This window comes from Streptomyces sp. URMC 124, assembly GCF_051386455.1.
Lineage (GTDB): Bacteria > Actinomycetota > Actinomycetes > Streptomycetales > Streptomycetaceae > Streptomyces.
Window position 1 is genome coordinate 1 of sequence record NZ_JBPQTS010000103.1, and the last position, 21,116, is coordinate 21,116.

General features: G+C 70.9%; 20 protein-coding genes and 1 tRNA gene. 9 read left to right on the forward strand and 12 right to left on the reverse strand.

Annotated features, from left to right (window positions below; translation table 11 throughout):
- Nucleotides 1–230: 230 nt before the first annotated feature.
- Nucleotides 231–782 carry a YbjN domain-containing protein gene (locus ACSNOG_RS21045; RefSeq protein WP_058047501.1) on the reverse strand — a complete coding sequence of 184 codons (552 nt, stop codon included), beginning with the start codon at nt 780–782 and terminating at the stop codon, nt 231–233.
- A 79-nt stretch (nt 783–861) separates the two neighbouring features.
- Entirely contained in the window at nt 862–3,522 is a 2,661-nt protein-coding gene (gene clpB, locus ACSNOG_RS21050; RefSeq protein ID WP_436754230.1) for an ATP-dependent chaperone ClpB, read from the reverse strand.
- 188 nt (nt 3,523–3,710) lie between these two features.
- Between clpB and ACSNOG_RS21055 the strand changes: the two genes are divergently transcribed.
- Both ACSNOG_RS21055 and ACSNOG_RS21060 read left to right on the forward strand, forming a co-directional pair.
- Nucleotides 3,711–4,136 (forward strand): pyridoxamine 5'-phosphate oxidase family protein, encoded by a 426-nt coding sequence (locus tag ACSNOG_RS21055; RefSeq protein WP_436754231.1) that lies wholly within the window; start codon nt 3,711–3,713, stop codon nt 4,134–4,136.
- A gap of 85 nt (nt 4,137–4,221) precedes the next feature.
- Entirely contained in the window at nt 4,222–4,728 is a 507-nt protein-coding gene (locus ACSNOG_RS21060) for a DUF2505 family protein (RefSeq protein WP_436754232.1), read from the forward strand.
- A 75-nt stretch (nt 4,729–4,803) separates the two neighbouring features.
- On the opposite strand, the gene ACSNOG_RS21065 is transcribed toward ACSNOG_RS21060, so the two are convergent.
- Nucleotides 4,804–5,343: a DUF1203 domain-containing protein gene (locus ACSNOG_RS21065; protein WP_436754233.1), complete on the reverse strand. Its 540-nt coding sequence runs from the start codon at nt 5,341–5,343 to the stop codon at nt 4,804–4,806.
- 87 nt (nt 5,344–5,430) lie between these two features.
- Between ACSNOG_RS21065 and ACSNOG_RS21070 the strand changes: the two genes are divergently transcribed.
- Nucleotides 5,431–5,808, forward strand: a complete 378-nt coding sequence (locus tag ACSNOG_RS21070; protein WP_436754234.1) for a hypothetical protein — start codon at nt 5,431–5,433, stop codon at nt 5,806–5,808.
- Here ACSNOG_RS21070 and ACSNOG_RS21075 read toward each other — a convergent pair.
- Both ACSNOG_RS21075 and ACSNOG_RS21080 read right to left on the reverse strand, forming a co-directional pair.
- Complete coding sequence (locus ACSNOG_RS21075) at nt 5,716–5,949, reverse strand: DUF397 domain-containing protein (RefSeq protein WP_436754235.1); 234 nt, start codon at nt 5,947–5,949, stop codon at nt 5,716–5,718. The genes ACSNOG_RS21070 and ACSNOG_RS21075 overlap by 93 nt on opposite strands.
- A 12-nt stretch (nt 5,950–5,961) precedes the next feature.
- Entirely contained in the window at nt 5,962–6,249 is a 288-nt protein-coding gene (locus ACSNOG_RS21080; RefSeq protein ID WP_436754236.1) for a Scr1 family TA system antitoxin-like transcriptional regulator, read from the reverse strand.
- An 81-nt stretch (nt 6,250–6,330) separates the two neighbouring features.
- Between ACSNOG_RS21080 and ACSNOG_RS21085 the strand changes: the two genes are divergently transcribed.
- Nucleotides 6,331–6,831, forward strand: a complete 501-nt coding sequence (locus ACSNOG_RS21085; RefSeq protein ID WP_436754237.1) for a hypothetical protein — start codon at nt 6,331–6,333, stop codon at nt 6,829–6,831.
- Nucleotides 6,832–6,897: 66 nt separating this feature from the next.
- Here the strand turns inward: ACSNOG_RS21085 and ACSNOG_RS21090 are convergent, their stop codons facing one another.
- The 4 genes from ACSNOG_RS21090 to dnaK are packed head-to-tail and all read right to left on the reverse strand — an operon-like array spanning nt 6,898 to nt 11,097.
- Nucleotides 6,898–7,347, reverse strand: coding sequence for a heat shock protein transcriptional repressor HspR (locus ACSNOG_RS21090; protein ID WP_190024878.1), 450 nt, complete (start codon nt 7,345–7,347; stop codon nt 6,898–6,900).
- A gap of 4 nt (nt 7,348–7,351) precedes the next feature.
- Entirely contained in the window at nt 7,352–8,524 is a 1,173-nt protein-coding gene (dnaJ, locus tag ACSNOG_RS21095; RefSeq protein ID WP_436754238.1) for a molecular chaperone DnaJ, read from the reverse strand.
- 48 nt (nt 8,525–8,572) lie between these two features.
- On the reverse strand, nt 8,573–9,244 hold the full coding sequence (grpE, locus tag ACSNOG_RS21100; protein WP_436754239.1) for a nucleotide exchange factor GrpE: 672 nt from the start codon (nt 9,242–9,244) through the stop codon (nt 8,573–8,575).
- Nucleotides 9,241–11,097, reverse strand: coding sequence for a molecular chaperone DnaK (dnaK, locus tag ACSNOG_RS21105; protein ID WP_436754240.1), 1,857 nt, complete (start codon nt 11,095–11,097; stop codon nt 9,241–9,243). Before dnaK ends, grpE begins: the two co-directional genes overlap by 4 nt.
- 272 nt (nt 11,098–11,369) lie before the next feature.
- On the opposite strand from dnaK, the gene ACSNOG_RS21110 reads away from it, so the two are divergent.
- The 4 genes from ACSNOG_RS21110 to ACSNOG_RS21125 all read left to right on the forward strand — a co-directional run bounded on the left by ACSNOG_RS21110 (nt 11,370) and on the right by ACSNOG_RS21125 (nt 19,299).
- On the forward strand, nt 11,370–14,471 hold the full coding sequence (locus ACSNOG_RS21110) for an NACHT domain-containing protein (RefSeq protein ID WP_436754241.1): 3,102 nt from the start codon (nt 11,370–11,372) through the stop codon (nt 14,469–14,471).
- A gap of 172 nt (nt 14,472–14,643) precedes the next feature.
- Nucleotides 14,644–16,944 (forward strand): (Fe-S)-binding protein, encoded by a 2,301-nt coding sequence (locus ACSNOG_RS21115; RefSeq protein WP_436754242.1) that lies wholly within the window; start codon nt 14,644–14,646, stop codon nt 16,942–16,944.
- 133 nt (nt 16,945–17,077) lie between these two features.
- Nucleotides 17,078–18,085: a hypothetical protein gene (locus ACSNOG_RS21120; RefSeq protein ID WP_436754243.1), complete on the forward strand. Its 1,008-nt coding sequence runs from the start codon at nt 17,078–17,080 to the stop codon at nt 18,083–18,085.
- Nucleotides 18,086–18,258: 173 nt separating this feature from the next.
- Entirely contained in the window at nt 18,259–19,299 is a 1,041-nt protein-coding gene (locus ACSNOG_RS21125) for a Yip1 family protein (RefSeq protein ID WP_436754244.1), read from the forward strand.
- Between the two features lie 98 nt (nt 19,300–19,397).
- On the opposite strand, the gene ACSNOG_RS21130 is transcribed toward ACSNOG_RS21125, so the two are convergent.
- The 3 genes from ACSNOG_RS21130 to ACSNOG_RS21140 form a co-directional block, all read right to left on the reverse strand.
- Nucleotides 19,398–19,895, reverse strand: a complete 498-nt coding sequence (locus ACSNOG_RS21130) for a phosphoribosyltransferase (RefSeq protein WP_058047473.1) — start codon at nt 19,893–19,895, stop codon at nt 19,398–19,400.
- A 25-nt stretch (nt 19,896–19,920) separates the two neighbouring features.
- Nucleotides 19,921–20,496 carry a dCTP deaminase gene (dcd, locus tag ACSNOG_RS21135; protein ID WP_436754245.1) on the reverse strand — a complete coding sequence of 192 codons (576 nt, stop codon included), beginning with the start codon at nt 20,494–20,496 and terminating at the stop codon, nt 19,921–19,923.
- Nucleotides 20,497–20,588: 92 nt separating this feature from the next.
- Complete coding sequence (locus ACSNOG_RS21140; protein ID WP_173864874.1) at nt 20,589–20,753, reverse strand: hypothetical protein; 165 nt, start codon at nt 20,751–20,753, stop codon at nt 20,589–20,591.
- A 260-nt stretch (nt 20,754–21,013) separates the two neighbouring features.
- On the opposite strand from ACSNOG_RS21140, the gene ACSNOG_RS21145 reads away from it, so the two are divergent.
- Nucleotides 21,014–21,084 (forward strand) — tRNA-Gly (locus tag ACSNOG_RS21145).
- The last annotated feature ends 32 nt before the right edge of the window (nt 21,085–21,116 follow it).

A 21,116-nucleotide genomic window follows, 5' to 3' on the forward strand; every position in this document is an offset into this window, starting at 1 on the left:
GCGGGGGCGCGGGCCGGGACGGCGGTGGGCCGGGGCCGGTTCGGCACCGCCGAGCACCCCGGTGGGGGTTGCACACCGTCGCGGCGGGATTATCTGCCTGGCGGCAAGAGAGGCCCACCGCCGTGGCGGCACCCCACCGCGGCGCTGCCCGGCGATGCCCGGCCGACGCCTGCCGGCGAACCCTCCGGCGTGGGGCGCCGCACAACGCACGGGCCCCCGCCGGGAGGCGGTCACGCAGAGGTCGGGTGCGGCGGCTCGTCGTCCGGCTTGTCGTCGCCGGACTCCGCGTCCGCCTCCAGACCCAGCTGCTCCACGAGCCACTTGTCGAACTCGATGGACGCCCGCACCCAGCTGACCGTGCTGGAGACGAAGTGCTCCAGGGACACGCCGACGCCGATCAGCATCTGCGCCTCGCCGATCAGGCGGACCGTGCCGTCGTCGTTGGTGTGGGTGTAGACCTTCGGCCACAGCGTGCGGCGGTTCCAGTCGTCGACGGCCTCCAGCAGGCGGGCCTTCTCGTCGATGGCGTGCGGGCGGTCGTAGAACGTCCGCACGGAGAAGACCTGCTGCTCCTCCTCGCCGCGGAACATGAAGTACGTGCGGAACTGCTCCCACGGGGCGGCGAGGTCACCCTCGTCGTCCACGACGTACTTCAGCTCCATCTGGTCGAGGAGCTGCTTGACCAGGTCCTGGTCGGGGATGACGGGGCCGGTCGGGCCCGCCTCAGGCTGCGGCTCGGGCTGTCCCCCGAAGTTCGGGATCGAGGACGGGTCGATGCTCACCGTGTTATTCCCTTCGTACGGTCTCCTGCCATCCTCCCCCATCACGGGCGGGGGCTGGCAACCCCCGCCCGAACGGATGTCACGGCGCCTTCGCGAGCGTCTCCGCCCGCGCCGGGGTCACCGTCAGGCCGTCACCGTCCGCCGCGAGGTCGACCCGGACCGTGTCGCCGTCGTGGATCTCCCCGCCGAGGATGGCCCTGGCGAGGCGGTCGCCGATGGCCGTCTGGACCAGGCGGCGCAGGGGCCGGGCGCCGTAGGCGAGGTCGGGGGCGGCGCCGTCCGGAGCGGACGGGTCGTGGCCGAGGGTGGCGAGCCAGCGCATGGCCGCGGGCGTGACGTCCAGCGTGAGCCGGCGGTCGGCGAGGCGGCGCTGCAGGTGGCCGATCTGGAGGGCGGCGATGCGCTCCAGCTGGTCCACCCCGAGGGCGTGGAAGACCACCAGGTCGTCCAGGCGGTTGAGGAACTCGGGCCGGAAGGAGGCCCGTACGGTCTCCAGGACCTTCTCGCGCTTCTGGTCCTCCTTGAGCAGGGGGTCCACCAGATAGGTGGATCCCAGGTTGGAGGTGAGGATGAGGATGGTGTTGCGGAAGTCGACGGTGCGGCCCTGGCCGTCGGTGAGCCGGCCGTCGTCCAGCACCTGCAGGAGGATGTCGAAGACCTCGTGGTGGGCCTTCTCCACCTCGTCCAGCAGGACGACGCTGTACGGGCGCCGGCGCACGGCCTCGGTGAGCTGGCCGCCCTCCTCGTAGCCGACGTAGCCGGGGGGCGCGCCGACCAGGCGGGCCACCGAGTGCTTCTCGCTGTACTCGCTCATGTCGATGCGGACCATGGCCCGCTCGTCGTCGAAGAGGAAGTCGGCCAGGGCCTTGGCCAGCTCGGTCTTGCCGACGCCGGTGGGGCCGAGGAACAGGAACGAGCCGGTCGGCCGGTCGGGGTCGGCGATGCCGGCGCGCGAGCGCCGCACCGCGTCGGAGACGGCCCGCACGGCTTCGGCCTGGCCGATGAGCCGCCTGCCCAGCTCCTCCTCCATGCGCAGGAGCTTCTGCGTCTCGCCTTCCAGCAGGCGGCCGGCGGGGATGCCGGTCCAGGAGGCGACGACGTCGGCGATGTCGTCCGGGCCGACCTCCTCCTTGACCATGAGGTCCTTCGCCGCGGCCTCCTGCTCGGCCTCCGCCTCGGCCTCGGCCGCCGCCTCCAGCTCGCGCTCCAGGCCGGGGATCTCCCCGTAGAGCAGCTTGGACGCGGTGTCGAAGTCGCCGTCGCGCTGGGCCCGCTCGGCCTGGCCGCGCAGGTCGTCCAGCCGCTCCTTGAGCTCGCCGACCCGGTTGAGGGACTGCTTCTCGCGCTCCCAGCGGGCGGTCAGGCCGCGCAGCTCCTCCTCCTTGTCGGCGAGGTCGCGGCGCAGCTTCTCCAGGCGCTGTTTGCTCGCCTCGTCCGACTCCTTGGACAGGGCGAGCTCCTCCATCTTCAGCCGGTCCACGGCGCGCTGCAGCTCGTCGATCTCGACGGGCGAGGAGTCGATCTCCATGCGCAGCCGCGAGGCGGCCTCGTCCACGAGGTCGATGGCCTTGTCGGGCAGGAAGCGGGAGGTGATGTAGCGGTCGGAGAGGGTGGCGGCGGCGACGAGCGCGGAGTCGGCGATCTGGACCTTATGGTGGGCCTCGTAGCGGCCCTTGAGCCCGCGCAGGATCGCGATCGAGTCCTCCACGGAGGGCTCGGCCACCAGCACCTGCTGGAAGCGGCGCTCCAGGGCGGGGTCCTTCTCGATCCGCTCGCGGTACTCGTCCAGCGTCGTCGCGCCGACCATGCGCAGCTCGCCGCGGGCCAGCATGGGCTTGAGCATGTTGCCCGCGTCCATGGCGGAGTCGCCGCCGGCGCCGGCCCCCACGACGGTGTGCAGCTCGTCGATGAAGGTGATGATCTGGCCCTCGCTGGCCTTGATCTCGGCCAGGACGGTCTTCAGCCGCTCCTCGAACTCGCCGCGGTACTTCGCGCCGGCGACCATCGCGCCGAGGTCGAGGGAGACCAGGCGCTTGTTGCGCAGGGACTCGGGGACGTCGCCCTTCACTATCCGCTGCGCGAGGCCCTCGACGACGGCGGTCTTGCCGACGCCGGGCTCGCCGATCAGCACGGGGTTGTTCTTGGTGCGCCGCGACAGGACCTGCACCACGCGGCGGATCTCGGTGTCCCGCCCGATGACGGGGTCGAGCCGGCCCTCGCGGGCAGCAGCGGTGAGGTCCGCCCCGAACTTCTCCAGGGCCTTGTACGTGCCCTCCGGATCGGCAGTGGTCACTCGCTGCCCGCCCCTCGCGGTCTCGAACGCGTCCAGCAGGCGCCGTGCGGAGGCGCCCTGCTGCTCCAGCAGCTCGCCGGTGCGGCCGCCCTTGGCGGCGAGGCCGATCAGCAGGTGCTCGGTGGAAATGTAGGTGTCGCCCAGCTCGCGGGCGCGCTGCGACGCGTCGGCGATGACGGCCAGCAGGTCGCGGTTGGGCTGCGGCGGCGCCACGGTCGCGCCCCGCACGCTCGGCTCCGCCGCCAGCAGCCGCTCGGCGCCCGACCGCAGCGCGGCGGCGTCGGCCTCCACGGCGGCCAGCAGGTCCATGACGTTCTCGTTGTCCTGGCCGGCGAGCAGCGCCAGCAGCAGGTGCGCGGGCGTCATATCGGCATGCCCGGCCGACACGGCCCGCTCACTGGCCCCGCTCAGCGCCTCCCGGCTCCTGTTGGTCAGCTCGGCATCCACGACGGTGTGCTCCTCCTCTGTCCCGGCGACAACATCCTGCCTAGGGCAACGTGCGATAAGTTGAGCCTATTCCACTCAACCTTATCGACGCCAGTGTGCGGGCGTCTCCCCGGGCCTATCCGGCGCCTCTTCCATGGTCCGCCGGTAAGGGGCGCCGCGCTGCGCGAGCGCCGGACTACGCTTCCCGCATGGCCCACGATCTGCGCAACCTCGACCCCGCCTACGTCGGCTTCTGGCGCGAGCGGCACATCTGCACGCTCACCACCACCCGCCCCGACGGCAGCCCGCACCTCGTGCCCGTGGGCGTGACGTTCGATCCCGAGGCCGGGATCGCGCGCGTCATCACCAACAAGAACAGCCGCAAGGTCGCCAACATCCTGGCCGCCGGGCCGGACGGCGCGCGCGTCGCCGTCTGCCAGATCGGCGAGCGCAAGTGGGCCACGCTGGAGGGCCGCGCGACCGTGCGCACCGAGGCCGAGGCCATTGCCGACGCCGTCAACCGCTACGCCGAGCGGTACGGGCGGATGCCCGCGCCCAACCCCGACCGCGTGCTCGTGGAGATCACGGTGACGAAGGCGCTGGGGCTGGTGGGGCCCGGGTCCGGCAGTGCGTGAGGCGTACGTCTTCTAGTCCGCGTTCCGGCCCGGCTCCTTCGGCAGTCCGCTGACACGGCCGGACAGCGGCACATACCGTGTCAACATGTCTCAGTTCACCGTGCAGTTGAGCGTCAACGGCGCGGCGTCCGAAGTCTGGGCGCTGCTCACGGACGACGCCTTCCTCGAAGACCTGTACCGGAACCGGCTGAACTACGTGAAGTGGGCCGTCGACCAACGCCACGACGCCCCCGAAGGGGACCTCATACGCAAGGTCACCCTGATCCCGCCCATGAACGCCCCCGCGCCCGTCCGCAAGCTCCTCGGCCCCGGCTTCTCGGAGACCGAGGACAGCCGCTACGACCGGAAGCGGCTCACCTGGACCTGGCGCAGGACCCCCTCGACCATGGCCGACAAGATCAAGGAGGAGGGGCAGGTACGGGTCGAGGAGGCGGCGGGCGGCGGCAGCCTCGTCGTCGCGGACACCACCATCGAGTGCAAGGTCTTCGGCGTCGGCGGCCTCATGGAGTCGACGGCCGAGAAGCACAGCCGCAATGACTGGCGGACACTCGGCGAAGCGCTCAACCAGCGCCTGGACAAGGGCGGGAGCTGACCGCACGGCCGCCCGGGGCCTCCCTGCCGCGCGCGGCGGGGCAGGCCCCGGGGAACACCGCCGGGCGACAGCCCCCTACGGGCGCCGCACCTCGTACTGGAAGCACCCGTACTCCAGCGACCGCACGTGCACCAGCGCCACCTCCGGGTCGGCGAACGCCTCCTCGAAGGCCCGCTCGAAGCCGGCCTCGGCGCCCTCGGGGATCTCGAAGAGGCGGCCGCCCACGATGCGGCCTTCGGCGTCGTATCGGCGGAGGGTGCGCAGCGCTCCAGGCCGCGCGAAGGGGTAGCCGCCGCCCTGGGCCCCCTGCGGGCCTCCGCACTCCTCGGCGTGGATGAACACCGGCCCGGCCTCGTCGTAGGCCCCAGGATCGGCCCCCGTCGCCCCGGCCCACCGCCGCAGCGGCGCGTACGAGACGAGGGCCACGCGCTCGCCCGGCTCGATGGACCGCAGGCAACAGCGCAGCGGGCTCCCGACGCACTCCAGCGGAACGCCATCCTCGCGCGCGGTGTACGGCCGCAACTCCCGCCCGGAGTCGTCGAGAACGCGGAGTTCGGCGAGGGCATCGGCCGGGATGGGGAGGGGAGTGAACGCGAGGCGGGCGTATGCAGTCATGCGTCCAGCGTCCGCGGCCGGGGCGCGTCCCGCTGGCGGAAATCAGCCACGGAGCTCGCCGCTCCACCCGTTACGAGAAGAGGCTTCATGACCGACGACGTCCCCCGCACCATCCGGGCCGTCAGCACGCAGCAACTCCTGCTCCTGGAGGAGGAAGCCGCGGCGCTGGACTTCAGCCGGCGGCTCCCCTTGGAGTGGGTGCGCGAGCACGCCGCGGCGGCTGCGACGCACTACCTGTTCCCCCTGTTCGCCCACGACCTCCGGCACCGGCCCGAGGTCTCCCCGCAGTGGCGGTGCGACCTCCTCCTCACCGTCGCGACCGGAGAGGAGATCCGCAGCATGCTCGACGTCCGGCCGACCGCCTTCCGGGCGCTACCGGAGTCCCTGACCCGCGACGCCAAACGAGACGTCGCCCGCCGCATGCAGCGCGCCCGCTCTCAGCGCGAGTATGAGGGCCCGCAGTGACCCCGGAGGGGTGGTTATGACGGTTCCGGGGTCATCGCTTTCCCGGATCAGCGCGCTGCCCCCTGCTGCTGCCACTTCGACGCACTCGTTCCCCGTGGTGCTGGCGGAATACGAGCTCTTCTGCCAGATGACCTGCGACATCGTTTCTGCCCCCTACAACTGCTGCGCGATGCGATGCATCAGGTCCCGGGACGCCGCCGGCGACAGGGCCGCCCGCTCGACATCGTCCAGCACACGCCTGTAGCTCGCCAACCGCTCTTCTTCGTCGAGGAAGACGCTGCCGTGCGCAATGTCGATCTGAACCGTGTCCAACCGGCGCGTCGTCGCCTCGGCGTACAGCATCGGGAACGATGCCTCGGTGAACCCGTCCCGCTCGAAGGGAACGATCCGCGCCGTACTCCTGCCGTCACGCCAACACGCCGGACCCGCGCCCCCGGACAACGGGCCTGCGGAGCGGAACTGTCGGGCCGGAGCTGCGCGTGCTCACCATCAGGACCGACCGCGCTGAAGGAGCATCCCCCCATGACGCACCTCGACGACCGCTTCGGTGAGATCACCGTCCTGCTGGACAGCGACGCGGGGCGGCTGGAGGTGCGGGGCGGCTCCATACCGCCGGCCGTCGTGGAGCGGGCCGCCGGGGCCGAGACCGACGTTCACGTCCCCGTCGGGACGCGCAACGGTGCTCACCTGGTCATGACCGTCGGCGGCGGGGCCGTCCGTCTCGCCCCGCGCAAGGGGAAGCTGTCGCGCCGCTCGTACGCCGTGGTCGTCGTTCGCGACGGGATCACATACCGCCTCGTGCCGGATTCCCTCGACGGCAGCCGGCTGCTGAAGGACCGGCGGCACATCGGGGACTTCTCCTCCGGCGGCGACGGCTGGGTGCTGGCCGCGTGGAAGGAGGGGGCGGATGTGGCCCCGGCCGACGCCTCCGTCGGCTACGCGCTCGCCGCGGCGTTCGGCACGGGCGGGCAGCCGATGTGGATGATGGCCGTCGAGGCGGTCACCGATCTGTTCCCCGGGTGAGGACCGAAAACGGCAGGGCCGGGTGAGCTGTCCGCTCACCCGGCCCTGCCGAAGAATTCCGTGCCCCTACTGGTCGCGCCTCGGGCGCCACACCACCAGCGCGCTGGTCTGCTGGACGTCCGTGTACGGGACCAGGTCGCGGCGGTACGAGGCGTGGACCGCGGCCTCCGCCTGCTGCCGGGCCGCCGCGGCGCCCTCGACGGCGCCCTGCAGCTCGGCGACGCGCGCCTTGAGCGCGGCCACCTGGTTCTCCAGCTCGATGATGCGCTTGATGCCGGCGAGGTTGATGCCCTCGTCCTGGCTCAGCTGCTGCACCTGCCGCAGCTGCTCGATGTCCCGCGCGGAGTAGCGCCGGCCGCGCCCGGCGGCGCGGTCGGGTGAGACCAGGCCGAGCCGGTCGTACTGCCGGAGGGTCTGCGGGTGCAGCCCCGACAGTTGCGCGGCGACCGAGATGACGTAGACCGGCGACTCGTCGGTCAGCTCGTACGGATTGCGCCGTCGGCCGGTCCCATCCATGGGGTCACGCTCCCTTCGCGGCCTGGAAGAGCTCTGCCCGCGGATCCTGGTCCGCGGTGGCCTCACGGTAGGTCTGCAGGGCTTCCCGGGCCTTGTCGCCGAGGTCCTTGGGGACGGTCACCTCCACGGTGACCAGCAGGTCGCCGCGGGTGCCGTCCTTGCGCACGGCGCCCTTGCCGCGGGCGCGCATGGTGCGGCCGTTGGGCGTGCCGGGCGGCAGTTTGAGGGTGACCGGGGGGCCGCCGAGGGTGGGCACCTTGATCTCGCCGCCGAGGACCGCCTCCGGGAAGGTGACGGGCACGGTGACGGTGAGGTTGTCGTCCTTGCGGCCGAAGACGGGGTGCGAGCCGACGTGCACGACGACGTAGAGGTCGCCGTTGGGCCCGCCGCGCTCGCCCGGGGCGCCCTTGCCGCGCAGCCGGATCCGCTGGCCGTCGGAAACCCCGGCGGGGATGCGGACCTGCATGGTGCGCGAGGACTTGGCGCGACCGCTGCCGTGACAGGTGTCGCAGGGGTTCTCCGGGATGAGGCCGCGGCCCTTGCAGTCGGGGCACGGGTCGGTCATGGAGAAGCCTCCGCCGGAGCCGTGCGACACCTGGCCGGTGCCGACACAGGTCGGGCAGACGCGAGGCGTACCGTTTTTGTCGCCGGTGCCGGAGCAGGCCTTGCAGGCCGCCGAGGAGGACATGCGCAGGGGCACGGTGGCCCCGTCGACCGCCTCGGTGAAGCTCAGGGACACCTCGGACTCGATGTCCTGGCCGCGGCGCGGCTGGGTGCGCGTGCCGCCGCGGTTGAACAGGCCGCCGAAGACGTCGCCGAGGCCGCCGCCGAAGCCGCCGGTGCCGCCGCCCCCGCCCTGGGCGCCCCCGAAGAGGTCGCCCAGGTCGAAGTTGAAGGAGCCGCCGCCCGCGCCGCCCGGGCCCGGCCGGAAGCCGCCGTTGCCGAAGAGGGCGCGGGCGTCGTCGTACTCCTTGCGCCGCTTGGGGTCGGCCAGGACGTCGTTCGCCTCGGAGATCTCCTTGAAGCGCTCCTCGGCCTTGGCGTCGCCCTTGTTGGCGTCCGGGTGGTACTCGCGGGCGAGCTTCCGGTACGCCTTCTTGATCTCGGCCTCGGTGGCGTCCTTGGGGACACCGAGGACCTTGTAGTAGTCCTTCTCCAGGAAGTCCTTCGTGCTCATCCTCGGTGTCCCTCCTTCCGTTCCCTGCGGTGATTCATCGGGTCAGCGTCAGCCCTTGTCGGGGCCACCGCTCTCCTCTTCGGAGCCCGCACCGGCTTCTTCGCCCTCGCCCTTGGGGCCCTGGGCGCCCGGCTGGGGCTCGGCGACGGCGACCCGCGCGGGGCGGATCGTGCGCTCGCCGATCCGATACCCCGGCTGCAGAATCTGCACGCACGTGGTTTCGGTGACGTCGGGCGCATAGCTGTGCATCAGCGCCTCGTGCACCAGCGGGTCGAAGGGCTCGCCCTCCTTGCCGAACTGCTGCAGCCCCATCTTGGCGACGATCGTCTCCAGGGACTCGGCGACGGACTTGAAGCCGCCGACGAGCTCGCCGTGGTCGCGGGCGCGGCCGATGTCGTCGAGCGTGGGCAGGAGCTCGGACAGGAGGTTCGCGACGGCGATCTCCTTGACCGTGACCCGGTCCCGCTCGACCCGGCGGCGGTAGTTCTGGTACTCCGCCTGGAGGCGCTGGAGGTCCCCGGTGCGCTCGCCGAGCGCGGCCTGGGCCTGGTCCAGCTGGGCCTTCAGACCCACCTCCACCAGCTCCTCGCCGGAGGGGGCAGAGCCCGGGCCCGCCTTGTCGGCGGACCCGGCGCCCTGCGCCGCTTCTTCGGATGCGGCGGCGTCGGAGGGGCCTTCAGGCTTCTTCTCGTTGTCAAAGCCCGGGGTCTCCTCCGTCACGCCGCACCGCCCTTCGGCTTGTCCTCGTCGACGATCTCGGCGTCGACGACGTCGTCGTCGGCCTTGGCGTGGCCGGCACCGGCGCCCGCGCCCTCGGCGCCCGGGGCGCCCTGGGTGGCCTGGGCGTCGGCGTACATGGCCTGGCCCAGCTTCTGGGAGACGGCGGCGACCTTCTCCGTGGCGGTGCGGATCTCGGCCGTGTCCTCGCCCTTGAGCTTCTCCTTCAGCTCGGTGAGGGCGGTCTCGACCTCGGTCTTGACCTCGCCGGGGACCTTGTCCTCGTTGTCCTTGAGGAACTTGTCCGTCTGGTAGACCAGCTGCTCGGCCTGGTTGCGGGTCTCGGCGGCCTCGCGGCGCTTGTGGTCCTCCTCCGCGTACTTCTCGGCCTCTTCGCGCATGCGGTCGACCTCGTCCTTCGGCAGCGAGGAGCCGCCGGTGACGGTCATCTTCTGCTCCTTGCCCGTGCCGAGGTCCTTCGCGGCGACGTGCATGATGCCGTTCGCGTCGATGTCGAAGGTGACCTCGATCTGCGGGACGCCCCGCGGGGCCGGCGGCAGGCCGGTCAGCTCGAACATGCCGAGCTTCTTGTTGTACGCGGCGATCTCGCGCTCGCCCTGGTAGACCTGGATCTGCACGGACGGCTGGTTGTCCTCGGCCGTCGTGAAGATCTCGGAGCGCTTGGTCGGGATCGTGGTGTTGCGCTCGATCAGCTTGGTCATGATGCCGCCCTTGGTCTCGATGCCGAGGGACAGCGGGGTGACGTCGAGCAGCAGGACGTCCTTGACCTCGCCCTTGAGGACACCGGCCTGGAGCGAGGCGCCGATGGCGACGACCTCGTCCGGGTTGACGCCCTTGTTGGCCTCGCGGCCGCCGGTCAGCTCCTTGACGAGCTCGGCGACGGCGGGCATACGGGTCGAGCCGCCGACGAGGACCACGTGGTCGATCTCGGAGAGGGCGATGCCCGCGTCCTTGATGACGTTGTGGAACGGGGTCTTGCAGCGCTCCAGCAGGTCCGCGGTGAGCTGCTGGAACTGGGCGCGCGTGAGCTTCTCGTCCAGGTGCAGCGGGCCCTCGGCGGAGGCCGTGATGTAGGGCAGGTTGATCGTGGTCTCGGTGGACGAGGACAGCTCGATCTTGGCCTTCTCGGCGGCCTCGCGGAGGCGCTGGAGGGCCATCTTGTCCTTGGAGAGGTCCACGCCGTGGCCGTTGGCGAACTGCTTGACCAGGTAGTCGACGACGCGCTGGTCCCAGTCGTCACCACCGAGGTGGTTGTCACCGTTGGTGGCCTTGACCTCGACGACGCCGTCGCCGATCTCGAGCAGCGAGACGTCGAAGGTGCCGCCACCGAGGTCGAAGACGAGAATGGTCTGGTCGTCCTTGTCGAGACCGTAGGCCAGGGCGGCCGCGGTGGGCTCGTTGACGATGCGCAGGACGTTCAGGCCTGCGATCTCGCCGGCCTCCTTGGTGGCCTGGCGCTCCGAGTCGTTGAAGTACGCCGGGACGGTGATGACCGCGTCCGTGACCTTCTCGCCCAGGTACGCCTCGGCGTCACGCTTCAGCTTCTGCAGGATGAAGGCGCTCATCTGCTGCGGGTTGAAGTCCTTGCCGTCCAGGTTGATCTTCCAGTCAGTGCCCATGTGGCGCTTGACGGAGCGGATCGTCCGGTCGACGTTGGTGACGGCCTGGCGCTTGGCGACCTCGCCGACGAGCACCTCGCCGTTCTTCGCGAAGGCGACGACGGACGGCGTGGTCCTGGCGCCCTCGGCGTTGGTGATGACGGTGGGCTCACCGCCTTCGAGAACACTGACGACGGAGTTCGTCGTACCCAGGTCGATGCCGACCGCACGTGCCATGTCGATTCCTCCAGCTGACTTGAGTGGAACAGACTCAAGCGTGCAACACGGATCCCTCCCTGTCAACGGAGCTGAGTCGGGGCGACTCAAGTCTTATGCGGGCCTTATGCGCAGAGTGCGGGTGTACACCTGCAACCGGGGGCGCGCGGGGAGCGCGCGCAGGGCGCGCCGGGAGGGCTCCGCTGCCGTTGCCCGAGCCCGGTGCCGGAAGGGGGGCGCGCTCACGTAGCGAATGGTTCTAGCCTGCGATTCTCGGGGGAGGGGGACCGCAGATGTGGGACCAGTTCCAGCAGTGGGGCGTGGGAGCAGGGCTCTTCGTCCTCGGCGTCGTCGCCACCGTGGCCAAGAGCTGGCTGGGCGCGAAGCTGAAGGCTTTCGCCGAATTCCTCTACAGCAGGCTGGCCGGCAGCCGGCTGCTCCGCCGGACGGCGCTGGCGCGCTACATCCGCGCCGTGCACGACCGGCACGACAAGTTCGCGGTCTCCTTCCAGGCCGACGACGACCTCAAGCTGCCGATGGAGTCCGTCTACGTGCCCCTGCGCTTCGCGGCGCCCAGCGGGGCCACGGCGGGGGCGGCCGGGGTGTCGGGCGGCGGCCGCAGGCCCGGCGAGCCGGCCGCCACGCTGCGGCAGGGCCGGCACTCGGTGGTCCTCGGCGTGCCGGGCGCCGGCAAGACGATGCTGCTGCGGCACGAGATCCTGGTGTGGGCCCGGCAGCGGCTGCGCCCCGCGCGGCGCCACGGCAAGCACCCTCGCGTCGACCTGAGCGACATCGGTGACCTCCCGGTCCTGCTGGAGCTGCACCGGCTCAACAACAACCCCGGCTGGACGCTCGAAGAGCACGTCGTCGACCACTTCAAGCGCCACAACTTCCCCAGCGCGCACAACTGGGTCAGGCGCGCCCTGCGGGAGGGTCACCTCACGCTCTACTTCGACGGGCTCGACGAGGTCACCAGCGCCCACCGGGACGCCGCGGTCGACAAGATCAGGGAGTTCGCCCAGGTCCACGCGTCCTGCCGGATCGTCGTCACCTGCCGCGTCGCGGTGTACGAGGCGCAGTTCGCCGAGCAGTTCCACCAGACCCTGCGGGTCGAGGACTTCGACGAGCACCTGATACGCCGCTTCCTGGGCGGCTGGCCCTGGCCCGAGGGCACCGCGACGGAGACGGTGGAGCAGCTGATGGCCGCCCTGCGGGACACCCCGCAGCTGATGCCCCTCGCGCGCAACCCGCTGCTGCTGACGATGATCGCCTACCTGTACAGCTACGTGTACGCGGGCACCGACCAGGTCCTGCCGCACACCCGGGCCGACTTCTACAAGCAGGTCGTCGACAACCTGCTGATCGACCAGCGCCGCCGCCCCACCTTCGCCCACCCGCTGAAGAAGGCCGTCCTGCACCACCTGGCGCTGGCCGCCCAGGACACCCCCGCGGCCAACCACGACCGGCTCGCCCTGCCCGAGGAGGGCGTGCTGGAGACCGTGCGGTCGGTCCTGGAGGCCAAGGGCAGGCCGGCCGAGCTCGACAAGGACGTCCTCAAGGAGATCGTCGACCGCAGCGGCCTCCTGCTGGCCGTGGACAACGGCGAGCGCTACCAGTTCGCCCACCTCACGCTCCAGGAGTACCTGGCGGCGGGCCTGCTCGCCGGCGACCCCGTGGGCCTGCTGCGCCGCTACCGCAAGGACCCGCACACCTGGCGGGAGACGGTGCGGCTGTGGTGCGGGGTGGAGGAGCGCGACTGCACCGAGGTCATCCGGACCGTCTACGCCCAGGACCCCCTGCTCGCGTTCCAGTGCCTCGCCGACGCGCACATGGTGGACGACACCCTGGCCGACGAGATCATCGAGCACTTCCGCGACCGCCTCGGCAGCGAGTCCAGCAGCGACCAGGCGGTCATCGCGGCCTTCGGCCTCGTGGCCGCGGACCGCCGCCCGCGCGGCGTCCAGGTCTTCGACTTCCTGCGGCAGACCGCCCACAGCGACGACCGCTACCGCGCGACCGCGGCCTGCCACGCCTTGGCGGCCACCCACCTCCCCAGGGCGGCGGACGTCCTGGCGGGCGGCATCCCCTGGGACGCCGCGGGCCCGGCCATCACCGCCATGGGCGACATCGCCGTCCCCGTGCTGAGCCGCCTCGCGGCGCAAGGGCAGCCGCAGGCCCTCGAAGCCCTGTGGGCCATCCGCACGCCGCGCGCGGCGCTCGCCCTGAACGCCCTGCTGTGGGTGGAACCGAGCAGCCAGACGACCTCCCTGTGCGCCGCCTACCTCGGCGAGCTGCTGTCCGTCCCCGAGATCGAGGCGGAGCTGCGCACCGCCCCGGTGCCGTCCGCTCCCGGCAACTGCCTGACCTGGGTGTGGCGCCCGTTCTCCCACGGGCCCGGGGACGCGCTGGTGGCCATCGCCGGGCGGATCGCCGCCGTCTTCGTGCGGGATCCGGCGCTGCCGCTCCCCCTGCCGGAGCCCCCGCCCCCGGACCCGCGCATCATGGCGGCCCTGAGCCTCGTGCAGTACTCGGGGGACGGCGGCCCCCGCGAGATCCTCACGCACGCTCCCCGGATCGGGAAGGACCTGGTGCGGGAGCTGCAGCGGGTCCTCGTCGCGCGGGGCAGCCTCCGCTACGTCTTCACCCAGGACAGCGACTCCGTCTACCGGCGCCAGCTCGCCCACCACCTGGAGGCCACCTGCCTCCGCCCCGGCTCCGGCCTCATGGACAGCCACGATCAGGACGCCCTGCTGGCCATCACCCTGGCCATGCTCCGCGAGGCGGGCCTGTCCGAGCCGCGGATCCGGTTCCTGAACGCCCTGCCCCGGAAGCTGCGGCTGCGGGCGGTGGTCTGCCTGGCCCTGGCCGAGTTCGCCGACCAGCGGAGCTGGGACACCCTCCCGGAGCGCCCCCTGAACACGGCCTACCGCTACGTCCGCAGCTGGCACTACCGGCTGATCGTGCTGCTGTGCATCGCCGCGTCCGGGATCGCCGTCTGGGGCGCCATGGGGCACACCACGAACTCCTGGACGTGGGCGAACCTCCTGCCCGAGGCGGCCGTCGCCCAGATCGTCCTAGGCTGGTCGTATCTCTTGCGCAACGGTGTCGTCCGGGAGACCGGCCTGTGGGTCAACCGGGGACTGCTGAGCCCGCGGACCATCACCCGCGGCGGCGGCAGCCTCTGGAACTTCCGGACCTACGGCCTGCTGGTCTGCGTCCCCGCCTACTTCCTGGACACGGCGGCGGGGCGCTGGGGGCTCCTCGCCGCGGCCGGCATCGCGGTGGCCACCACCGCGGCCTGCACGGCGCTGCACCTCCGCGCCTGCCGCATCGAGCGGGACGTGCGGCTGCGGACGCACCCGGTCCGCCGCCTGGTGCTGCCGGAGCTGCACTGACCGGGTTCCAGCCGGCCGAGCTCCACCGACCGGGTTCCACTGAGGGTGCCCTGAGCGACACAGATCACCGGCGATGCGGCTATATCGCGCGCGGGAGAGTGAGTAGTCTCGTACGGACTGGATAAGTTACTAGACAGTAATCCCGCTCTCGCAGGTTCGAGGAGCCGCTCCCATGCAACTCGCCGCGATCATCGTGTCGCTGGTCCTAATCGCGGTCGGCGTAGCGCTGTTCGGCCGTGCCATCGTGCAGATCTACCGCTTCATGCGGCTCGGTCAGCCCGTACCCGCCGGCACCCGGACCGGCGAGCCCGTGCAGCGCACCGTCACCGTGGCCAAGGAGTTCCTGGGCCACACCCGGATGAACCGCTGGGGCATCGTCGGTGTGGCGCACTGGTTCGTGGCGGTGGGCTTCTTCTCGCTGCTGCTGACGATCGTCAACGCCATCGGCCAGCTCTTCAAGGCCGACTGGCTGCTGCCCGTCATCGGCGACTGGGCCCCGTACAACGTCTTCGTCGAGTTCCTCGGCACGATGACCGCGCTGGGCATCCTGACGCTCATCGTCATCCGGCAGCTGAACCGGCCGGGCAAGCCGGGCCGCAAGTCCCGCTTCGCCGGCTCCAACACCGGCCAGGCGTACTTCGTCGAGGCCGTCATCCTCATCGTCGGCGTCTGCATCTTCATGCTGCACGCGCTCGAGGGCGCCCAGCACCACGTGGACGGCTACGAGGCCTCGTTCTTCGTCTCGTACCCGGTCGTCTCATGGCTGGAGGGGATGGACGTCTCGACGCTCCAGAACCTCACCTACTTCTTCGCGGGCCTGAAGATCGCGACGTCCTTCATCTGGATGATCACGGTCGCCCTGAAGACCGACATGGGCGTGGCCTGGCACCGCTTCCTCGCGTTCCCGAACATCTGGTTCAAGCGCGAGGCCTCCGGCGACGTGGCGCTCGGCGCGCTGCAGCCGATGACGAGCGGCGGCAAGCCGATCGACTTCGAGGACCCGGGCGAGGACGACACCTTCGGCGTCTCGAAGGTCGAGGAGTTCTCCTGGAAGGGCCTGCTCGACTTCTCCACCTGCACCGAGTGCGGCCGCTGCCAGTCGCAGTGCCCCGCCTGGAACACCGGCAAGCCCCTCTCCCCCAAGCTGCTGATCATGGCGCTGCGCGACCACGCGCACGCCAAGGCTCCGTACCTGCTCGCCGGCGGCGGCAAGGATGCGGAGGGCGAGGAGAAGGCGACCGAGGAGCAGCTGAAGGACGTCCCGGCGGCGGCGCTGGCCGAGGCCGAGCGCCCGCTGATCGGCACGCTGGAGGAGAACGGCGTCATCGACCCGGACGTCCTGTGGTCCTGCACCACGTGCGGCGCCTGCGTCGAGCAGTGCCCGGTCGACATCGAGCACGTCGACCACATCGTCGACATGCGCCGCTACCAGGTGATGATCGAGAGCTCCTTCCCGTCCGAGGCGGGCACGATGCTCAAGAACCTGGAGAAGAAGGGCAACCCCTGGGGCCTGCCGAAGAAGCAGCGCCTGCAGTGGACCAAGGAGGTCGACTTCGAGGTCCCGGTCGTCGGCAAGGACATCGAGGACCTCACCGAGGTCGACTACCTCTACTGGGTCGGCTGCGCCGGCGCCCTGGAGGACCGCGCCAAGAAGACCACGAAGGCCTTCGCGGAGCTGCTGCACATGGCGGGCGTGAAGTTCGCGATCATGGGCGGCGAGGAGAACTGCACCGGTGACTCCCCCCGCCGCCTGGGCAACGAGTTCCTCTTCCAGCAGCTCGGCCAGCAGAACGTCGAGATGCTGAACATGGCCTTCGGCGAGGACGCCGAAGAGGGCGTCAAGGTCGAGAAGTCGAAGAAGAAGATCGTCGCGACCTGCCCGCACTGCTTCAACACCATCGCCAACGAGTACCCGCAGCTCGGCGGCGAGTACGAGGTCATCCACCACACGCAGCTGCTGCAGCACCTCGTCGATGAGGGCAAGCTCGTCCCCGTCACCCCGGTCGAGGGTCTGATCACCTACCACGACCCCTGCTACCTGGGCCGCCACAACAAGGTCTACACGCCGCCGCGCGAGATCATCGCCAAGGTGCCGGGCCTGCGGAACGAGGAGATGCACCGCCACAAGGAGCGCGGCTTCTGCTGCGGCGCCGGCGGCGCGCGCATGTGGATGGAGGAGCGGATCGGCAAGCGCATCAACAACGAGCGCGTCGACGAGGCCCTGTCCCTCAACCCGGACATCGTCTCCACCGCCTGCCCCTTCTGCCTCGTCATGCTGACCGACTCGGTCAACGGCAAGAAGAACGACGGCAAGGCCAAGGAGTCCGTCCAGGTCGTCGACGTCGCCCAGCTGCTGCTGGAGTCCGTCAAGACGCCCGCCGCCCCCGAGGAGGACGGCAACGGTGACGAGGGCAACGGCGGCGACGGCGAGCCCGCCGGCGCGCCGAAGCCCGATCCGGAGCCGGTGAAGTAGGCCGCTCCGCAAGGACGCACGGCCGGTGCCCGCGACGGTCCGCGGGCACCGGCCGCTGCCTTTTCATGATCCACTTGGTCGTGGGGAATCAAGCAGGACCGACCGGGAAGTGAATCAGGGGGGAGCGCGTGTCATGCAGAACGCGCTGACGCAGGCCGCGCGCGCGAGCGCGATCCTGACCTACGCCGCCGTCGTCGCGGCGTGCGTCTGGGCACTGGGCATCGACTACCAGCCCGCGCCCCACACCGGGGTCCTCATCTGCGTCTGGACGGCGGCGGCCGCGTGGGTCCAGCGGGCCGTGCTGCTGTGGGTGCGGCGCTGGTACGGGCTGCGCAGGGAGCGCGAGGACGTCAAGGCCGTCCTGGAGACGGAGACGGGGCGGCGGGCGGCACGCCGCGTCCAGCAGAGCCGCTTCCGGCCCGTGCCGGACACCTTCGGCTCCGCTGGCCTGTCCAAGGCGCGGCAGCTGTCCTTCTCGGCGCTCGCCCTCGCCGCCTGCCTCACCGCCCTCGGCCTGCACGGCATGCCGGGCTCCAACAGCCGGCAGACCGCCATCCAGCACGCCGGCGCCGAGGTCGTCGTCGCGACCGTCGCGGAGGCGCACCTGCTGGACAAGCAGTACGACGACGACAATCCCGAGCTCGTCCGCGGCTACGTCTACGAGCTGAAGGTGACGGTCCCGGGCAGCCCGGTGAAGCTCGCCACCGGCAGGACGACCTACCACGACCCCGTCCGCGAGGGCGGCCTGCTCACGGCCATGTGGGCGCCCGACGACCCCTCGCTCGGCGCGTACCTGGGCAGGGCGGAGAAGCTGCACCGGATGGCGGCCGGGAAGTGGCAGCCGAACCTGGAGGGCAGCATCGTCAACGCCATCGCCCTGATCGTCGGGCTGTGCCTGCTCCCCTGGGTGCTGCTCTTCTCCCTGGGCATCGGCGGCACCACCCTGCGCGCGCTCCCGTGGTCGCCGGTCATGCAGTCGGTGCACGCCGCCGTCGCGGTCCTGGTGGCCTACGGCTGCACGCCGGCGCTGAACGGCGAGGACCCCTCGGGCACCGCGCAGGCCCTCCTGCAGGCGGGCGGCTGGGCCCTCGTCGGTGGCATGATCTTCTCGCCGATCTACGCGGTGGTGAGGCGCGGCTGAGACGGCGGATGCGGCGGGCGCGGCAGGTGCGGCCGTGACGGCGGACGGCTCGCCAACCCCCGATATTTCCCTTAGGGGATGTCACAGCTCGGCCGCAATGGCGGGCCCGTTCTCCACGGCCCGTCTCGGCACTCTCACGGAGCGGGTACGTTCGAAGCGTGGCTGGATTCAGGATGGGACGCGGACAGGGCTCGAACGACCCCGGCCCCGCGCAGCAAGGACAGCGCCCGGGGCAGTACCGCGCCCCGCAGGGCGGCCAGGGCGGCTACGCCGGCGGCAGTGGCGCGGGCGGCGGCCAGTGGCAGCAGCAGCCCCCGCCGTACGGCGAGCCGGAGTACTTCGGCGCCGGTGGCGGCCCGCAGGGCCACGGCCCCGGTCCAGGCCACCAGCCGTACGGCCAGGGCGGTTACGGGCAGGGCGGCGGCCATGGCCAGGGCGGCCACGGGGGCGGCTACCACCAGGGGCAGGGCCCCGGCCCGGACCCGTACTACGGGCAGGGCGGCCACGGCCCCGACGACGCCGGCCACACCCGCCAGTTCAGCCTCGGCGAGGCCCCCGACGCCTACGGCGGCGGGCAGGACCCGTACGGCCAGGGCGGGCAGGGCGGCTACGGCGGCCAGGACCCGTACGGCGGTCAGGACCCGTACAACAACGCGCCCGCCCCGCCCCCGGGCCCGCGCCTGCCGTGGAAGCAGCTGCTGACGGGCATAGTGATGCGCCCGTCCGCCACCTTCTGGCAGATGCGCGACCACGCCGTGTGGATCCCGGCCCTGATCGTCACGTTCGTCTACGGCCTGCTCGCCGTCTTCGGCTTCGACAAGGCCCGCGAGGACGTCCTCAACGCCTCGCTCGCCAACAGCCTGCCGTCGGTCCTGATCACCGGCGTGGTCATGGTGCTCGCCGGACTGCTGCTGGGCGCGGTCACCCACACGCTGGCCCGCCAGCTCGGCGGCGACGGCCTGTGGCAGCCGACGGTCGGCCTGTCGATGCTGATCATGGCGATCACGGACGCGCCCCGCCTGCTCTTCGCCATGTTCCTCGGCGGCGACAACCTGCTGGTGCAGGTGCTGGGCTGGGCGACATGGCTGCTGGCGGGCTACCTGCTCACGTCCATGGTCAGCAAGTCGCACGACATCCCGTGGCCGCGGGCGCTGGGCGCGTCGGCGATCCAGCTGATCGCGCTGCTGTCGATCGTGAAGCTGGGGACGCTCTAGCCGGCGCAAGGCGCCGGAAGCGCGCAAGCGAAGAGCCCCGGTCCCGCCGAGACGGCGGGGACCGGGGCTCTTCTCGCTTCGCCTCGCTGCGGCTGCGATCAGGCGTCGAGGACCTGGCCCTCACGACGCACGACCGGCGGCTCGACGGACCACGGGAAGTTGATCCACTCGTCCGTCTTCTTCCAGACGTACTCGCACTTCACGAGCGAGTGGCTCTTCTCGTAGATCACGGCGCTGCGCACCTCGGCGACGTGCTCGAGGCAGAAGTCGTGGACGAGCTTGAGCGTCTTGCCGGTGTCCGCGACGTCGTCGGCGATGAGGACCTTCTTGTTGGAGAAGTCGATCGCGTTCGGGACGGGCGAGAGCATGACGGGCATCTCGAGCGTGGTGCCGACGCCGGTGTAGAACTCGACGTTCACCAGGTGGATGTTCTTGCAGTCCAGCGCGTAGGCGAGACCGCCCGCGACGAAGACGCCGCCACGCGCGATGGACAGGATGATGTCCGGCTCGTAGCCGTCGTCCGCGATGGTCTGCGCCAGCTCACGGATGGCCTCCCCGAAGATCGGGTAGGTCAGGTTCTCGCGGATCTCACTCACTGTTGCTCTTCGCCTTTTGCTCTGCTCAGACCTGGGTGCGGTGGAAATTCTGGAAGGACCGCGAGGGCGTGGGCCCACGCTGTCCCTGGTAGCGGGAACCGTGCTTCGCGGACCCGTAAGGATGCTCGACGGGCGAGGTCAGGCGGAACATGCACAGCTGCCCGATCTTCATCCCCGGCCACAGCTTGATCGGCAGCGTGGCCATGTTCGACAGCTCCAGCGTCACGTGCCCGGAGAAACCGGGGTCGATGAAGCCGGCCGTCGAGTGCGTCAGCAGGCCGAGCCGGCCCAGGCTGGACTTGCCCTCCAGTCGCGAGGCGATGTCGCCGGGGAGCGTGATGACCTCGTACGTCGAGGCGAGCACGAACTCACCGGGGTGCAGGATGAACGCCTCGTCGCCCTCCGGAATCACCTCGCGGGTGAGGTCCGCCTGTTCGACCGCGGGGTCGATGTGGGGGTACCGGTGGTTCTCGAACACCCGGAAGTAGCGGTCGAGCCGCACGTCGATGCTCGACGGCTGCACCATCGATTCGTCGAACGGGTCGATCCGCACGCGGCCTGCGTCGATCTCGGTCCGGATGTCCTTGTCTGAGAGAAGCACGGGTCGAGGATACGCGGAGAAGACGGACAACGCGGGCCCGGTCCGAGCGGACCGGGCCCGCGCCGCTTGATCACCGTCCGGCCGGCGCCCGCTCAGCGCTTCTGCAGGGCCACCGGGACGGAGTGCCGCAGCCGGGCGCAGCGCGGGCAGCGCAGGAGCCGCCCCGGGCCGATCCGGTCGGGTCCGAGGTGCTGCATCGGGAACGAAGCGGTGCTGAAGACGTGCCCTTCGGCACAACGAACGACGGTGCGCTCCATAGAGCTCCCTTTCCCCATTCACGTGAAAGACAAAAGCCACATTAGGGGATGTATAGGACTCGCTCCTACGCGGCACTCCCGGCAGCCCCCACCGGCTTCCGCCGCCCCACGGTACGCCCCAACTCCCGGACCCCACGCAGGCATCCCCACCGGCCCCACACTCTCCACACACAGCAGGAAGGCCCACACGGTGAGTGCACCGGGGGCCTTCGATGGGGTAGAGTGTGCAACGATGAGGCGCCCACAAAACAGGCGCCCTCGCGGGTGTAGTTTAATGGTAGAACATGAGCTTCCCAAGCTCAGAGCGCGAGTTCGATTCTCGTCACCCGCTCTCATAAGAGGTAAGGAAGGCCCAGGTCAAAG

What these genes read in the sequence shown, in the direction of transcription:
- ACSNOG_RS21055 (WP_436754231.1), top strand. Translation starts at nt 3,711, where the DNA reads ATGGCCCACGATCTGCGCAACCTCGACCCCGCCTACGTCGGCTTCTGG.
- ACSNOG_RS21110 (WP_436754241.1), top strand. Translation starts at nt 11,370, where the DNA reads ATGTGGGACCAGTTCCAGCAGTGGGGCGTGGGAGCAGGGCTCTTCGTC.
- ACSNOG_RS21120 (WP_436754243.1), top strand. Translation starts at nt 17,078, where the DNA reads ATGCAGAACGCGCTGACGCAGGCCGCGCGCGCGAGCGCGATCCTGACC.
- dnaJ (WP_436754238.1), bottom strand. Translation starts at nt 8,524, where the DNA reads ATGAGCACGAAGGACTTCCTGGAGAAGGACTACTACAAGGTCCTCGGT.
- ACSNOG_RS21070 (WP_436754234.1), top strand. Translation starts at nt 5,431, where the DNA reads ATGACCGACGACGTCCCCCGCACCATCCGGGCCGTCAGCACGCAGCAA.
- ACSNOG_RS21060 (WP_436754232.1), top strand. Translation starts at nt 4,222, where the DNA reads ATGTCTCAGTTCACCGTGCAGTTGAGCGTCAACGGCGCGGCGTCCGAA.
- ACSNOG_RS21075 (WP_436754235.1), bottom strand. Translation starts at nt 5,949, where the DNA reads ATGTCGCAGGTCATCTGGCAGAAGAGCTCGTATTCCGCCAGCACCACG.
- ACSNOG_RS21085 (WP_436754237.1), top strand. Translation starts at nt 6,331, where the DNA reads ATGACGCACCTCGACGACCGCTTCGGTGAGATCACCGTCCTGCTGGAC.
- ACSNOG_RS21140 (WP_173864874.1), bottom strand. Translation starts at nt 20,753, where the DNA reads ATGGAGCGCACCGTCGTTCGTTGTGCCGAAGGGCACGTCTTCAGCACC.
- ACSNOG_RS21090 (WP_190024878.1), bottom strand. Translation starts at nt 7,347, where the DNA reads ATGGATGGGACCGGCCGACGGCGCAATCCGTACGAGCTGACCGACGAG.
- ACSNOG_RS21125 (WP_436754244.1), top strand. Translation starts at nt 18,259, where the DNA reads ATGGGACGCGGACAGGGCTCGAACGACCCCGGCCCCGCGCAGCAAGGA.
- ACSNOG_RS21115 (WP_436754242.1), top strand. Translation starts at nt 14,644, where the DNA reads ATGCAACTCGCCGCGATCATCGTGTCGCTGGTCCTAATCGCGGTCGGC.
- ACSNOG_RS21065 (WP_436754233.1), bottom strand. Translation starts at nt 5,343, where the DNA reads ATGACTGCATACGCCCGCCTCGCGTTCACTCCCCTCCCCATCCCGGCC.
- dnaK (WP_436754240.1), bottom strand. Translation starts at nt 11,097, where the DNA reads ATGGCACGTGCGGTCGGCATCGACCTGGGTACGACGAACTCCGTCGTC.